Annotated in this window: 5 protein-coding genes; all 5 read left to right on the top strand. The window is 55.3% G+C overall.

Annotated features, from left to right (window positions below):
• The first annotated feature begins 8 nt into the window (after positions 1-8).
• Genes ACQ76X_RS24250 through ACQ76X_RS24230 form a run of 5 tightly spaced genes read left to right on the top strand, consistent with a single transcriptional unit; the run spans position 9 to position 16,664 of the window.
• Complete coding sequence (locus ACQ76X_RS24250; RefSeq protein WP_438496291.1) at positions 9-9,926, top strand: amino acid adenylation domain-containing protein; 9,918 nt, start codon at positions 9-11, stop codon at positions 9,924-9,926.
• A gap of 4 nt (positions 9,927-9,930) precedes the next feature.
• Entirely contained in the window at positions 9,931-14,382 is a 4,452-nt protein-coding gene (locus tag ACQ76X_RS24245) for a beta-ketoacyl synthase N-terminal-like domain-containing protein (RefSeq protein WP_438496290.1), read from the top strand.
• Positions 14,383-14,408: 26 nt separating this feature from the next.
• Positions 14,409-15,260, top strand: a complete 852-nt coding sequence (locus ACQ76X_RS24240; protein WP_438496289.1) for a 3-hydroxyacyl-CoA dehydrogenase family protein — start codon at positions 14,409-14,411, stop codon at positions 15,258-15,260.
• Between the two features lie 19 nt (positions 15,261-15,279).
• The gene (locus tag ACQ76X_RS24235) at positions 15,280-15,537 is read left to right on the top strand and encodes an acyl carrier protein (RefSeq protein WP_438496288.1); all 258 of its coding nucleotides are present in this window, start codon (positions 15,280-15,282) and stop codon (positions 15,535-15,537) included.
• Positions 15,537-16,664 (top strand): acyl-CoA dehydrogenase family protein, encoded by a 1,128-nt coding sequence (locus ACQ76X_RS24230; protein ID WP_438496287.1) that lies wholly within the window; start codon positions 15,537-15,539, stop codon positions 16,662-16,664. The genes ACQ76X_RS24235 and ACQ76X_RS24230 overlap by 1 nt, the downstream gene beginning before the upstream one ends.
• Positions 16,665-16,685: the final 21 nt, after the last annotated feature.

Genomic DNA, 16,685 nt, shown 5'->3' with positions numbered 1-16,685 from the left:
GGCCCAAGATGAAGGTTGAGAAAAACAACGTCCAAGATATTTGGCCGCTGCGGCCGCTGCAGCAAGGGATGCTGTTTCATTATTTGCAGGGGGAATCCAAAAGTGAATACATGGAGCACCTTGTCCTTAGCCTGCAGGGGCAAGTCGATAACCGGCTGTTCAATGAGGCCTGGCTCGCTGTCTACCGTGCGAATGACGCATTGCGGTCCGTTTTCAAATGGGAGGGGCTCCGGTCCCCTGTGCAGGTGGTGCTTCGGAGCCGTGAACCGTTGCCGGAAATCTATGATTTTACGGGCGGAATTATCCCTGATGAATTTAAGGCCGTCATTTCCAGTGAAGATCAAGAGGCTCTGAAGCAGACGAAGAGCATAGAAGAACGGATGCAGCTAACTGCAGAAATCATTGGCAAACGGAACCGTACGATGCGTTTCGATCTGACCCGGGAAACCCTAAGAATCGTATTATGTAAGTTCGACGGGGAATGCAGATTGTTCCTTACGTACCATCACATTTTGCTGGATGGCTGGAGTCTCGGCATTGTGCTGGAAGAATGGCTTCATGCCTACCGGGCACTCGCTGAAGATCAGAAAGTGTCCCCTTCGGCAAAGCCGGGAATGAAGGCTTATCTGGCTGCTGTCAAAAGCTCACGCGAACCGGAACGGGAAGCGGTGTATTGGGCCGATTGTCTGCGGGATTATGAAATAAAGCAAACGATACAGCCGTTCTACAAACCCCGGCGCTCGGGATTCAAACAGGTATCCCTGAACATACCGGAAGCGGCAGCTGCGGGAATGCGGCTATTTTGCCAAAACAATGGCATTTCGGTAGCCACCTTGATGAATGGTGCGTGGGGCATATTGCTCCAGCGGTTCAAACATGTCGATGATATTGTATTTGGCTCGACGTTATCCGGCAGGGGCGTTAGTCTTACCGGCATCGACCGTATAGTCGGGCTGTTGATCAATACGGTGCCGCTGCGTCTTTCCAGCCGAAAGAGGGAAAGTGTCCAGGAGTATTTTGCAGGCGTTCATTCAGCAATCGCGGCCAGGCGTCCATATGAAATGGCTGGTCTGTCTGAGATCCGGGAATACGCTGGAATTCAAGGTACGGAGGAGTTATTTGATACCTTACTGGTCATGGAGAACTATCCGCTGGATAAGGTGCTGCTGGAGCAGCCGATGGCAGACTCAGTACCGGAAGGTCTAACCGGGCAAGTTCCGTTGTCGATCAGTTCCTTTGAAATGGTGGAGCACACTCATTATCCGCTTACTCTGCTCATTCGGGAGAGCAGCGGTTTCGAAATGGACTTCATCTATGATCAGGAAAGCTATGAGTATTTTGTGGTAAATCAGATGTCACAGTGCTTTGTGCAACTGCTGCATAATCTTGTCGCGCAGCCAGAGGTACTGGTGTCAGACATTAGGATCGCGGAACCTGACGCACTAAAAATGAACGGACTGCTGTCCTCCGCCGAACCCCTGAAGCAGTTCCGTGAACAATCTATTCCGCAGTGGTTCACCACGATGGCACGGAGCCATCCCCAGAACATTGCCATAATTCATGAGCAAGTCAAGTGGACCTATGCTGAGCTTGATCGGATGTCTGACAGGGTAGCCGCTGCACTGATTCGTCTTGGAGCCGGACCGGAGCAATACATTGGAATCGAGTCTCGGCGGAGCCCGGAGACGATCATGGGACTGCTCGCGATTCTGAAATCCGGGGCGGCTTATGTGCCTCTGCACCCGGATTATCCCGAAGAGCGGATCAGGTTCATGATCGAAGATTCAGGAATGCGGCTTATGCTGTCAGACGCAGATAGCCGGCTTTCTTTTATGAGATCCATGAATGTAGATACACTGTGTTACCAAGATATCCTTGTGAAAGAAGACCCAGCACCGCTGGACAGCTTCCCTTCTCCGCATGATGGCGGACACCGTCTAGCCTGCATTGTTTATACTTCCGGATCTACCGGAAAGCCCAAAGGCGTAATGATCGAGCATAGAGGCATCGTGCGGCTGGTCAAGCATACAGAGTTTGTGAATTTCAGCACCAGCGATGTGATTTTGCCGACATGTCCGTTTGAATTCGATGTCTCCAACTTCGAGATCTGGGGAGCACTGCTGAATGGAGCGTCACTGTACCTGATGGCTCAGGACAAGCTGCTGATGCCTCAGGTATTAAAAGAAACGCTGCTCCAGCAGAAAATAAGCTTGATGTGGATGACTACACCGCTGTTCAATCAATTAGCCAGTGTGGATGCTTCGCTGTTCCGCTCCCTGCGTTATCTGATTATTGGTGGTGATACGTTGTCGCCAACGCAGATTAACAAGGTGAGACAGGCCTGCCCGGCTTTGGCACTCGTCAATGGTTATGGTCCTTCCGAGAATTCGGTGCTGTCCACCACATTTGCGATTGAACGGGAATATGAGACCAGAATCCCGATTGGCAGACCTGTCTCGAACTCCACTGCATATATTCTGGACCGGGATCAACAGTTTTTGCCTGTAGGAGCGATTGGTGAACTATGTGTCGGGCTGGAAGGCGTGGCAAGAGGGTATCTGAACAACCCTGAGCTGACCGAAGCCAAATTTATTCCCGATCCGCTTTATCCAGAGTACAAGATGTACAGAACAGGGGATTTGGCCCGATGGCTTCCTGATGGAAATATTGATTTTCTCGGGAGAGCCGACAATCAGGTGAAGGTTCGGGGATACCGGATTGAGCTGCAAGAAATCGAACATGAATTAAGCCGGCTGCCCGGAATAGAAGACTGTACGGTTATTATTATTCAGTCATCTGACCGGGAGAAGGAGCTGGCTGCATATTTTGTAGCGGGCGACACACTGCAAGCAGGTTCGCTAAGAAAAGCGTTGCTGGAACGGCTGCCATCCTATGCGGTGCCTACGCGTTATATGCAGCTTGCTGCGCTGCCGCTGACGATCAACGGGAAAATTGACAAGAAGGCGCTGCGCAACCTGCCGTTCCCTTCCTCAGTCATCGGAGGTAAACCTGCAAAATCATTGGCCTTTATGGAAATCACGGTGCTGGAAGCCTGGAAGGAAGCACTTGGGGTGGAACAGATTGGACTTGATGACCCCTTTTTTGATATCGGCGGGAATTCGCTCCTGACGATCCGTATCAGCGATAAGCTGAATGCCTCCACCGGTATTGAGCTGTCGGTAACCGATTTATTCCGATATCCAACGGTCAGAGAGCTCGCCGCGTACATGGCGGTGAAGCAAACCGAAGGGAGCCCGAAGAACGACACTGATCATGTGGCTGTTCCCTCCCAAGTAGAGCAACAGCCGATGGTAGGTGCTTCCGCAACAACCAGTGATATTGCTGTCATCGGACTTGCCGGAAGGTTCCCAGGTGCTGCTGATCCGACGAGTTTTTGGCGCAATCTGCGGGATGGGAAGGAGAGCATTTCGTTCTTTTCCGATGAAGAATTGCGCGCTGCCGGAATTGCCGAGACGCTGCTGCGTGACTCCAGGTATGTGAAGGCCAAGGGGATGCTTGAGGATATCGAATACTTCGATGCGGAGTTGTTCCATTACAGTCCGCAAGAGGCCGAACTTATGGACCCGCAGCTTCGCATTCTGCATGAACTCGCCTGGGCGAGCCTGGAGGATGCCGGATACGATCCCATGCGGTACCGGGATGCCATTGGCTTATTTGTGGGCGCAACGGTCCATTTGAACTGGGTAAACCGCCTGTTCGATTCGCTGGAGGACGATACAGAACGCTGGCGGGCAGCAAATCTTAATGTACATTCCTTGAGCATGCCCATCTCTTATAAGCTCAATCTGAAAGGTCCGTCGCTAACCGTTGAAACCGCCTGTTCTTCGTCACTTGTAGCGGTACATCTAGCCTGTAATTCCCTGATGCGAGGAGAATCGGATCTGGCGCTGGCAGGAGGGGTGTCGATCTCAGTACCCAAGAAGTCGGGCTACACCTACCAGGATGGAATGATTAAATCGCCGGATGGGCACTGCAAAGCCTTCGATGCAGATGCCAAAGGGACAGTCAGTGGCGACGGTGCGGGTCTTGTGGTGTTAAAAAGGCTGGATCAGGCTGTTCGGGATGGCGATCATATCTACGCTGTTATTAAAGGATCTGCGATTAACAACGATGGAACGCGCAAGGCTGGATTCACGGCACCTAGTGTTCAGGGACAACTAGAGGTTGTGACGGCTGCATTGGAAGCCGCAGCCGTCCCTGCGGAATCCATCAGTTACATTGAGACGCATGGTACGGGCACCCCACTGGGTGATCCCATCGAGATCGAGGCCTTGTCCGGGTTGTTCCCCGCCTCCAATGGAACTGGAACAGCCATCGGGTCTGTCAAAACCAATATCGGACATCTCGATGCTGCTGCGGGAATTGCCGGATTCATCAAAACAGTGCTGGCACTGCATCACAAGCAGTTGCCTCCCAGCTTGCATTATAAGCAGGCAAATCCAGCAATCTGCTTCGACAAAAGTTCATTGTATGTCAATGCCACGCTTCAGGATTGGCTGCCGCCGGAAGGTTCGCCGCGCCGTGCCGGTGTAAGCTCCTTCGGAATCGGTGGAACCAACGCGCATGTCGTCCTGGAGGAGGCCCCGCTTCCCGTCGCGGCAGATCATGGGATCAGACAGAACCAGAGTGAGGGATCACCCGAATTATTCCTATTATCCGCTGCGACTGAAGAAGCCTTGCTGCAAAAAACAGAAGACTTGCTCTGTTATCTCAGTTCGGCAGAAGGTCAAGAGCAACAGCTTTCTGATATCGCCTATACGCTGAATATAGGCCGTCAAGAATTGAACTGCCGGGTGGCATGGATTGCCGCGGATGCAGCTGAGCTTGCTGCCGGCCTGCGTGCTTTCCTGAGCGGAACACGCAACATTGCCCGTATCCGGGAGGCTGTGCATGTAGTATTCGCATTCCCGGGCCAGGGAACCCAGCATGCAGGAATGGCACGTTACCTGTATGATACGCAGCCGCTATTCCGGCGTGAAATGGATCGCTGTCTGGAGCTGGCCTCACCGATCTTGGCGACCGATTTGCGGTCCATCTGGCTGCCGCAGCAGGGGCCGGACTCGGGAGGGTCAACACTGCCGGCAACGACTTTGAAGGCTATCGACCAGACCGAAATTGCCCAGCCGCTGCTGTTCATGGTGGAGTATGCGCTGGCCCGGCTTTTGCAGCATTGGGGCATCTCACAGGCGGCTATGATCGGGCATAGCCTCGGTGAATACACGGCGGCCTGCATCGCAGGCGTGTTGACACTGGAGGAGGCTATCCGGCTGGTGATCCGCCGATCCTCGCTAATGCAGCAGATGGAACACGGCGAGATGATTAGCATTGGCCTGGGGCATGAGCGCTTGCTTCCACTGCTGGGCGAATGGCCCGAACTGTCCGTTGCTGCGACCAACAGCCCGGAACTCACAGTGGTCTCGGGACCGCCCGCATCCATTCGTGCCCTGTCAGCCGAGCTGCGGCAAAACGGCCACGAGCCGTTCCGTCTGCAGGTATCGCATGCCTTTCATTCCGCGATGATGGAGCCGATGCTCGGCCCCTACAGCAAAGTGCTCCAAGAAATCAAATTGGCGGCTCCGGCAATTCCGTATATCTCCAATGTTACGGGTGAGTTTATCACAGCCGAACAAGCAGTGGACCCTGAATACTATGTGAATCATGTCCGGCAAACCGTCAGGTTCTCGGAAGGTGTGGCAACGCTGGTGGAACAGCTTGAGCCTGTATTTCTGGAAGTCGGCCCGGGCCGGACGCTGGGACAACTGATCCGCCGCAACCCGGGTATCAGCAGTAATAGTAAGATTCTTAGCATAGTACCCAAAGCCTCCGAGGCACAGGCCGCAGGTGTTCAACTGCTTCAGGCCTTGGGGGACCTATGGATGAGCGGAGTGGCTATCAACTGGGAGAATGTATTTGAGAACCGCAAAGGACGGCGGGTTTCCCTGCCGGTGTACCCGTTCGGGAAGCAATATTACTGGAAACATCAGCAGGGGAAGGCAGAGAATATCCAACCAGACAGCTCGCTTTCCCGCAAACGTCCGGTTTCAGAATGGGCTTATGCCCCGGACTGGAGTGAGCAAGAGGGCCGCCCGGAAGACAAACGTCCTGCCTGCAACGGACAGACGGTGCTGTTGTTCACTGAGCGGAGCCTTCTCGCTGACCAGCTTGCAGAGTTGCTGGAGGAGCAAGGGGCCCGCTGGATCAAGGTCTACCCCGAAGGGAGCTTTCAGAGGGAGTCTGCTGCTGAGTACACCCTTGATCCCGGCAACCCGGCCCATTATGCTCAATTGTTTGATGTGCTTGCCGAAGGCGGGACACAGGCACCCGAACGGATCATTCATCTGTGGAGTCTCGGGTTGGAACAAGCCGAAACCTTGGCTCAGGCCCAAGTAGCGTCCGGTCGAAACGGGGAGAATCTTGCCGACATTGAGGTGCTTAACCGCTGCCTGTACAGTGTACTGGAACTGGTTCGTGCGGCCGCTGTAGCCGCGCAAGGGAAGACGCTGGATCTTACGCTGTTCACAAATCAAATGGAACGGGTCCATTCGAACGACATTGTAGATCCGCTAAAAGCTACCCTGCTTGGAGTAGCCAGCGTTATCCCGCTGGAGTATCCGCATATCCGGGTGCATACGCTGGATCTCGACAAGGAGTCCGCCGCCGCGAATCCCGGACTTCTGCTGACACTGCCTTTCGAAGGGTCGGAGGGTAAGGCTTGCCCGCTTCCCACTCGGCAAGCGCTGCGGTCCTCACACCGATATGAACACGGCTTCATCCGGGTGCCCCTTCCCCGGAGAACCCTTCCGTCCGGCGCTTTGCGCAAGGGAGCAGTGTACCTGATCACTGGCGGACTTGGCGGAATCGGCCTTGCGCTCGCCGATTATCTGGCTAGTCAATATCAGGCCAGGCTTGTACTGGTTAGCCGCAAGCCGCATCCGGTACAGGATCGGCTGGAGCAGCTAAGTGTGAGCGGAGCACAGGTGCATGTGGAATATGCCGATGTCGCTGACCGAGCATCGATGGAACGCGTCATTTGCGCAGCGGCGGAGCGCTTCGGCCCGCTGGACGGAGTATTCCATGCCGCAGGAGTGCCGGATGGAAGCATGATCCACATCGCAACAAGAGAACAAATCGCAGCGGTGCTGCGGCCCAAAATCGCAGGTACCACAGCTTTATATGAGGTGCTTGCAGATATGCAGCAGCCACCGGCATTTCTCCTGCTGTTCTCTTCAATCAGCGGCTCGTTCGGTGCTTTCGGGCAGTGTGGGTACGCAGCGGCCAATGCCTTTATGGACGGATTCGCCCGTGCACATGCCGGGGAGTCGTCTGGAATGCGCGTAGTCAGCATGGATTGGGATGCATGGAAGGAGACGGGGATGGCTGTTGAGGCTGTGAACCGATTTAACGGGTCCGACAAAGACGATTTGGATACCCCAGCCTACAAAGAAGGGCTTACGGACCTTCCGCTGCGCATCTCCCACCCGCTGCTGACCTCCAAAAGTGAGGCGGCAGGAGAGACGCAGACGGTTTATGTGTCCAGATTGTCGGCAGAGCATCATTGGGTACTGGACGACCACCGGATGCTCGGTTCCTCCATTTTACCGGGAACAGGTTATGTAGAGATTCTGAGGGCATCGTTTGAAGAGTTAACCGGAGATACCGGCCTGAACATTGTAGAACTGTTTTTTGTACAGCCGCTTGTGGTCGAAGAGGTGTGTGAGCTAAGAACCGTATGGTCCAAAAATAGCAGCGGCTGGGAATTCTCCATGTCCTCCATAGGAGCGGCAGGAGAATGGGTACAACATGCCAAAGGCTGCGCGGAGCGTCTGGAAGAGCAGACTGATCGGACACTCAGCGACACAGAGCTCAATAAGCTCCATAACTGCCTACTGGAAGCAACGAATCCTGTAGAAGCAGAACGATCCGAGGAGGGCACGAAGGTACGCATGCAATATGGCCCTCACTGGAACAACATGCGCCGGTTCTTCCGAAACGAGAATGAAGCTGTTGCCGAATTGTCACTGCCAGAGGATCTGGCAAGGGACTCGGCTGATTACGGAGTTCATCCCGCTCTGATGGACCGGGCAACGAGCCTGCTGGGCGGACAAACGGAGGACAGCCGTGCTTATCTGCCTTTTGCGTATAAGAACCTCCAGATTCTCCGGCCGTTTCCTGCTAATCTCTGCACCATTGTGCAAGTAGGGGAACAAAGTGAAGAAGCCCGGACGTATACCTGCCTCATTACTGATCTGGAAGGCAGTGTACTCATGGAGATTGAAGAATATGTCATGAGAAAAGTCCGTGACCAGTCGCTGTCAGACAAGTTGCCTTTGGAACGCGAAGGAATGTTGCCTGCGGTCGGCAATTATCGGCTGGGATTAGCCGTACCAGGTGAACTGAACAGCCTGCATATCCTGTCTGAATACCGGATGCCGCCGGGACCGGATGAGGTAGAGATTAGAGTGGCGGCTAACGGCCTGAACTTTAAGGAAGTGCTGTATGCACTCGGTGTGCTCAAGCTGCCGGATACCTATGGTTTCAGCTTCGGCCTGGAATGCGCCGGGACGGTAACGAGGGTGGGGGCAGGCGTAACCGGTTGGCTGCCTGGAGATAAAGTGATGGCGATAGCCGGAGCAAGCTTGGGCAAATACGCGCGAGTGGCGGCAAGCTCGGTGGTGCGCAAGCCTTCCCGGATATCGTTTGCTGAAGCGGCAACCCTGCCGATTGCCTTTATGACAGCTTACTACGCGCTGATTATCCGTGGACAGCTCTCCCCGGGCGAGAAAGTGCTGATTCATACGGCAACTGGCGGCGTGGGTCTGGCAGCCGTGCAAATCGCCCAGTGGGTTGGAGCGGAGATTTATGCAACGGCTGGCACCGAAGAGAAACGAGACTACCTGCGTTCACTGGGTATCTCCCATGTGTACTCCTCTCGGGATCTTGCTTTTGCCGACCAAATCCGTGAGTCTGCCGGAACGGTAGACGTGGTTCTGAATTCCCTGACGGGAGAGGCTGTCGAAAAAGGCCTTTCCTTATTGGCCCCGCATGGCAGATTTCTGGAAATGGGCGTAAAGGACATTATGGAGAACAGCAAGCTGGGGATGCGGATTTTCGAGAAAGGAATTTCTGTGTCAGCCATCAGCATGGACAGCGACCTGCCAGGCTACACCAGGCTTTTCCGTGAGATTGCACGGCATGTGGAAGACGGCACTTTTACACCACTGCCTGTGATCCCCTACCGGTTCGCAGATACGGAAGAGGCTTTCCGGTATATGGCATCGGCCAAGCATATTGGCAAAATCGTCATTACCCAGGAACACTCTGCAGCTCAAAAGTCGGAGACGGTGCAGCTCCAGGGTGGAATGACCAATGCTGAAGGAATAGAAGTGCTTGAGCATATTTTAACCAAAGTCATGAGTGCAGAGTTGTCTCCCGTTCAGTGGCTGTTGTCAACGACCGACCTGAACACCCGGTATTCCTTACTTGAGGCCAACACGCCGGAGGGGATAAGACCTGCTAATAAGCCTCTTCCTGCGGGACGCAAGCGGAAACGGATGGCTAACAGCACCGAATATGCACCACCGCTTACACAGACGCAGAAGAAGCTGGCAGAACTGTTCATGGACTATCTGGAGCTGGAGGCGATTGGGCTGCATGATAATTTTTTCGAAGCGGGAGCAAGCTCACTTGACCTGATTCAGATTAATGCCCAAATCAATGCTTTGTCTGTCAAAGATACGTCGATTGTCAAAATGTACTCCTACCCGACGATTCATCTGCTGGATGCCTATTTGTTCGCGGACAGGGAAGAACAGACGGACAAGAGCGAGGTTCTCAAAGATTCCGAAGACCGCAAAAGAAAGGCAAGCCGCTTGAAAACGCTGGAGTCCATCAAGGGAAGAAGGTGACGTGATGAGTGAAGAGACCGCAGAGACCGGACTTGAGATTGCCATCATTGGCATGAGCGGTAAATTTCCGGGCGCGGATAATATCGAGGAGTATTGGAATCTGCTGATGCAGGGTGCATCCTCGGTAACCCAATTCAGCTTCGAAGAGCTTCGGGAACAAGGGATTTCTCCAGAACGTTTGAACCATCCCGATTACGTCAAAGCGAAGCCTTACCTGGGCAACGTATACGATTTTGATGCTTCTTTATTCGGATATGCCCCCTGGGAAGCCGAGAACATGGACCCCCAGATCCGTCTGTTCCACGAAATTGTCTATCATGCGCTAGAGAATTCGGGCTATCACCCCGACCGCTATGACGGCCAAATTGGCATGTATGCCGGGGCCCCGCTCGACCTGAAATGGACGAGTGATCATCTGTCCCGTCACGGAGACGGAGAAGATGTGCTGGAGTCGGGCATCGTGTCGAGCAAGGATTTCTTAAGCCAACTGATTTCCTACAAGCTCAATCTGACGGGACCCAGCTACACCCTGTACACCGCCTGTTCAACCTCACTCGCAGCGGTCCATCTGGCTTGCCAGGGTCTCCTGCTTGGAGACTGCAATCTGGCCGTTGCCGGAGGGGTGACGCTGGAGCAGCCGGGCAAGTCGGGCTATCTCTACCAGGAGGGCACTATTTATTCTAAAAGTGGCGTCTGCCGCCCTTTTGACAGCCGGGCCGATGGCACCATCTTCGGAGAAGGCGCAGGCGCGGTGGTGCTTAAGCGCCTCTCGGAAGCTATAGATGACGGCGACCATATCTATGCCGTGATTAAGGGCTCGTCGAGCAACAATGACGGGCGTCGAAAAGTAGGCTTTGCTGCCCCAAGCCTGGAGGGCCAGAAGGAGGTCATCCGCTCGGCCTGGAACCTCGCAGATATTGAACCGGATACCGTCGGTTACATCGAAACCCACGGTACCGGCACCAAAGTCGGTGACCCGATTGAATTTACCGCCTTACAGCAAGTGTTCGGGCAGGAGAGCCAGCACCGGCCCATCGGCTCGGTCAAGGGCAACATCGGACATCTTCATGCCGCTGCCGGGATTGCCGGCTTGATCAAGACCGCTTTGTCTCTGGAACGGGAGATGATTCCGCCGACAGCCAATTATGCTGAGCCCAATCCGCTGCTGGAGATGGAGAAGTCGTCCTTTTACCTCAGCCGGGAACCCGTGGCGTGGCCTAGAGGGAAGCAGCCGCGCCGCGCAGGCATCAGTTCGTTTGGCGTTGGCGGCACCAATGTCCATCTGGTTCTCGAGGAGCCGCCAATCCGGGCGCTCGGTGAGCCGGCGGAGCTTCCGGCTGTTCTGCTTCTCTCGGCCAAAAGCCCTGCTGCCCTAGAGCGGATGCAAGGCGAATTGGCAGATCATTTGGAGAACAAGTCAAGCAGCGTACCGCTGGCCGATGTTGCGTTCACGCTGCAAATGGGACGGGGGCAATTCAAATACCGGCTAGCCTGTACTGCAGCGCAGACGGAAGAGGCTGTCCGCCTTCTAAGAGGTTCTGAAGGTGTTGGAATGATTCGATCTTCTCAGGATCGTATCAACCGTCCAGTGGTGTTCATGTTCACGGGCCAAGGCTCGCAAGTTATGGGGATGGGCGCAGAGCTGTACCAGCGCCATCTGTCCTATCGCCAGGAAGTAGACCGGCTGTCGGAGCTGCTGCGGCCGAAGCTTGGCATTGATATCCGCCGCTATATCGGCGTGGCGGAGGCCGAAGCTCTGACTCTTGCTGGCACTTCCTCCGATTCGGAGCTGGACCAGACCTGGCTCGCTCAGCCCGCATTGTTCGTTTTGGAATATGCGCTTGCCCGTGCCTGGATGAAGCTTGGTGTCCGCCCTTCCCACATGGTGGGACACAGCATCGGGGAATATGTTGCGGCAACACTCGCCGGGGTCTTCACCCTTGAGGATGCTCTCGATATTGTTGTGGCTCGCGGACGACTGATGCAGTCCGCTCCAGGTGGAATGATGTTAGCCGCAGCTATTCCTGTATCTGAAGCAGGCCGGTATGTCAGTGCAGACGTATCGCTCGCAGCTATTAACCAGCCGGGGTTATGCGTATTCTCAGGCGACGAAGAAGAGCTGCGCCAGCGACAGGAGGAGTGGAGCCAAGCGGGGATTTTCACGGCAAGGCTGAACACCTCTCACGCGTTTCACTCTGCACGGATGGATGCCATTCTGGAGCCGTTCAACGAAGTGCTCCGCTCCAAACACCTGAATACACCCGAGCTGCCGTTCTATTCCTGTCTGACCGGGGAACCTGTCACTAGCGAGATGGCAGTGAATCCCGAGTATTGGACCGCGCAACTTCGCGGGACGGTGAACTTCTCGGCGATGATCAGCGGCTGTCTAGCCAATGAGGACAATGTCTTCCTTGAAGTAGGCCCAGGCCAGACGTTATGCCGTCTGGCGAAAGCTCAGACCGGAAGTGACCGGCTAGTGCTGTCCAGCCTGGGGGCCACGGCAGCAACAAGTGAAGCAGTCGTTTTCGTGCAGACCTTGTCCCAACTATGGCTGGCCGGGGTACCCGTCCAGTGGGAGCAGCTCTATCCGCCGCAGTCCCGACGGCGGCTGCCCCTGCCTATGTACAGCTTTGACCGGCAGACCTATCTGCCTCGGCCAACGCTTCCAGGGCCGCTCCGGGCGGCAACGGCGGAGCAGGACATTTCCTTGCTCTATCTGCCTGCATGGGAGCAGGAGCCGCTCTCGGACGCACCAAGTAATACCCGTTCGCATCCTCTAACCTGGCTCATTCTGCGGGGAGAAGGCCGGGCAATCGAGCGATGTAAAGAACGGCTTGTTGAACAGGGAGACCGCTGTATCGAGGTGCTGGCTGCCGCGCAGTATCGACGGCTCGCACCGGATCTGATCGAGCTGAATCCGGTCCATGCCGGGGATTACCAGCGGCTCGCCGGTGACCTGCGAAGGGACGGCATTGTCATCGACCGCATTCTCCATGCCTGGATGCTGGAAGAGCAGCCGCAGCCCGGAATTCCGTCCACTGCAGAGATGACGGGAGCAGCAGCAGCCGAGCGCGGATACCTGTCGCTCATTCATCTAGTCCCTGCCCTGGATAAGGATCTATGCGGAGCGCAAGTCCAGTTAACGGTGGCGGCCAGCCGGATCTTTACGATCTTCGGAGCAGGAGGAGGTGAGGCGGAACGACGGGCCATCCTTGGGCCGATCCTGACCTTGGGCCAGGAGCAGCCCGGCTGGCAGGGCCGGCTGGTTGACTTCCAGCCTGAGGAGCCCGAAAGACGTCTGACAGACAAGCTTTGGCTGGAGCTCATGTCGCCCCCCGGTACTTCGATCGTAGCCGCTTACCGGGGCGGGACACGGCTGGTGCAGGCTTTTGAACCATTTACAGCTCCAATTCAACTGGGCGAGCCTGCTATCTTCTCCGAAACAGCGGCAGCAACACCCGGGGAGGTTTATCTGGTTGTCTCTCCCGCTGGTGGCGCGGAGTTGATCCGCAGCTTTTTGGCAGCCCGGCCTGGTGTGGAGGTCATAGCATCCGAAGGTCTAGGATCAGATCAGCTTCGCCAAGCCATTGCGGCAGCGGCTGGAATCTGCGGCCGGATTGACGGGGTGGTATACGAACCGGAGCTGCAAGCCTTGGAATGGCGGACACTTGCGGCGATGTCTGCGGCGGTGAACCCCAAGGTTCCGGCGCCCCGCACCTTCCAGGAACTGAACAAGCTGTTGCAGAGCTGCGGTGCTGAGATCGGTTTTGGCTGGCTATTATCTTCCTTGTCTTCCGTAGTTGGCGGACTGGGCCTCACCGAACTGGCAGCGGCAGCAGGCGTGCTTGATGCCGCTGCGGAAGATGCGGGCAGCGGGAATATCCCCTGGCTGTCGCTGAGCCGGGATTTCATCCGCAGCACGGCAGCCCCGGGTCCGGGCATTACCCGGGAACAGGAATATGCCTTATATGAGCAACTGTGGCCGATCCGGGGACAGATCAGCCGGGCTATCATCTCTGCTCAGCCTCCAACATGCCGGTTGAAGATCGCCTCAGAGGGACAGCCACTTCCAGCGGAATCCCATCCCTCCGCCCACCCTTACAATGCTGCAGGCAGTCGCGAGCGCCCGGCTTATCTGGGAGCATACAAACCTCCAGTGACGGAGCAGGAGGCTATCATCTGTGAGATTATCGCCGAACTGCTTGGAGTACATCCGGTGGGTGTGGACGACCATTTTTACGATTTGGGTGGACATTCGCTGCTGCTGACACGACTCCTGTCACGAATCAAGGATGTGTTTCGCGCCGAACTGCCGCTTCGTACCGTGATGGAGAATCCAACGGTGGAAGGGATGATCCACAGCTTGGTGAGCGAGTGGGGAGATGCCGGAACCGTAGCGGACATTGCAGATGCCTACCGGGAATATCAACGGCTGACCTATGAAGGTGTACAGTGAGCAGAATTCAGGACGGAGGAAGAACGATGGAACAGAGGATTGGCGTTGTAGGCTCAGGTGTGATGGGAAGCGGCGTAGCCCAGGTCTTCGCTCAAGGGGGGTACGACACGGTAGTTGTAGATGTATCCGAAGCGCAGATGCGCAGAACCCGGGAGAAGATCCGGGAGAGCCTTCGTTTTCAGAAAATGATGACGGGTGTGGCCCCGCGGGAACGTGCCGAGGTGGTGCTGGACCGCATCCACTTCACCCAAGAGATCGAAGCGCTCGCTGCGTGTTCGTTCGTGGTGGAGAATGTGACCGAGAGCTGGGAAATCAAGCAGGCGGTATACGAACAGCTTAACAAGGTCTGCGCGAAGGATTGTATTCTGGGGGTCAACACGTCGGCGATTTCAATCACCCGAGTTGCTGCATTGGTGGAACGCCCTGAGCGGGTTGTCGGGATTCATTTCATGAATCCGGTGCCGCTCAAACCTATGGTTGAGGTGATCAAAGGATACCATACCACCCCGGAGACACTGCAGATGACGCAGGAAATGCTGGGAACCCTCGGCAAGCAAAGTGTAGTCGTTGACGACTCGGTCGGGTTTGTGACAAACCGGGCGATGATGATTTTTGTCAATGAGGCCATCTTCATGGTGCAGGAGCAGGTGGCTTCCTCGGAGGACATTGATATTTTGTTCAAACAGTGTTTCGGGCACAAGATGGGCCCCTTGCAGACAGCCGACCTCATTGGTCTGGATACTATTCTCAAGTCACTTGATGTGCTGTACGAAGGTTATAACGACAGTAAATACCGCCCTTGTCCCTTGCTAAAAAAAATGGTCGATGCCGGGCTACACGGTATGAAATCCGGTCAGGGTTTTTATTCTTACAATTGATTACAGGAGGCTGATCCCTATGAATCATGAGGAAATCAAAGCACAGGTGACTTCATTTCTTACCCGCTCGCTGCGTACCAAGGAACTTAAGGAGGACGATAACATCCTGGAGCTGGGCCTTGTGCATTCCCTGTTCATGATCCAGTTGATTATGTTTATCGAGAAGACCTTTCATCTGGAGCTGGAAGAAGAGGATTTGGATATGGACAATATCAAGACAGTCCGCGATCTGGTAGTTCTGATTGAACGCCATCAACCTACGGGAGCTGAAATCTAATGACTACGCCACTAAAAGCGACCTCCGTCCCTACCGCCCTTACCATCCGCCAGTTTGTTGACACGCACATCCTGCCGCAGGCCGCCCAGATGGATCAGGAGCAGGAGATTCCGCGCGCATTGTTCACTGAGATGGCAGCCGAAGGACTTACAGGCCTTGCGATTCCAGAAAAATATGGGGGAACTGCCGTCGACTACGCCACACTTGGAGCCATTCATGAGGAGTTGGGCCGCGGATATGCCTCGGTGCAGAATGCCTGTACTGTGTTCGGCATGGTCTGCAAACCGCTGGCGCGGTTTGGGTCGGAAGCCCAGAAGCAAAAATGGCTGCCCGCCATCGCGGCTGGCGGGGTAATCCCGGCGATTGCAATCACCGAACCGATGGTGGGAAGCGATATTGCCAAGCTGGAGACGGAAGCGGTTCAGGAAGATGGACAAATCATCCTGAATGGCCGCAAAAAGTACATCACGCTCGGGCAAATCGCCGATTTGTTCCTGGTGTTCGCCCGCTTGAACGGACGCGGGGTCGCTGTACTGGTGGAACGGGGAACTCCCGGTTTGCAGATTGATCCAATGCGGGGGTTGATGGGGCTGAGGGCCAATATGGTTGCGGAGCTGACCTTCGAGCATTGCAGTGTGCCTGTGGATAATTTGGTTGGCAAAATCGGCTTCGGCTTCACCCATGTGGCGAACTATGCGCTGGACGAAGGCCGTTACACCACCGCCTGCGGCAGCGTCGGGTTGGCACAGGCCTGTCTGGAGCAAAGCATCCAGTATGCCGGTGAGCGGTTCCAGTTCGGTGAACCCCTGCGCAAGCATCAGCTTGTGCAGAAGATGCTCAGCGAAATGATTACCGAGTCCAAAGCCGCCCGCGAGCTGTGTGCCGCCGCTGGGAGACTGCGGGAGCAAGGTGATCCGGCGGCCATCACAGAGACCTTGATCGCCAAGTACCATGCTTCCAAAACGGCTGTCCATGCAGCAGATCATGCCCTGCAAATACACGGCGCTTCAGGCTGTATGAGCGGCAATCCGGTAGAACGGTTCTACCGGGATGCCAAGATTATGGAGATTATTGAGGGGACTTCACAGATGCATGAGCTGCAAATCGCACGCACCTTCCGTTTGTGACACTATGCCGCATCTTTGGCA

Source organism: Paenibacillus sp. IHBB 3054, from assembly GCF_051594305.1.
In the GTDB taxonomy this organism is placed as follows: domain Bacteria; phylum Bacillota; class Bacilli; order Paenibacillales; family Paenibacillaceae; genus Paenibacillus_AQ.
The sequence above is the reverse complement of the archived record's forward strand: the minus strand, read 5'-3'. Positions and strand labels throughout refer to the sequence as shown.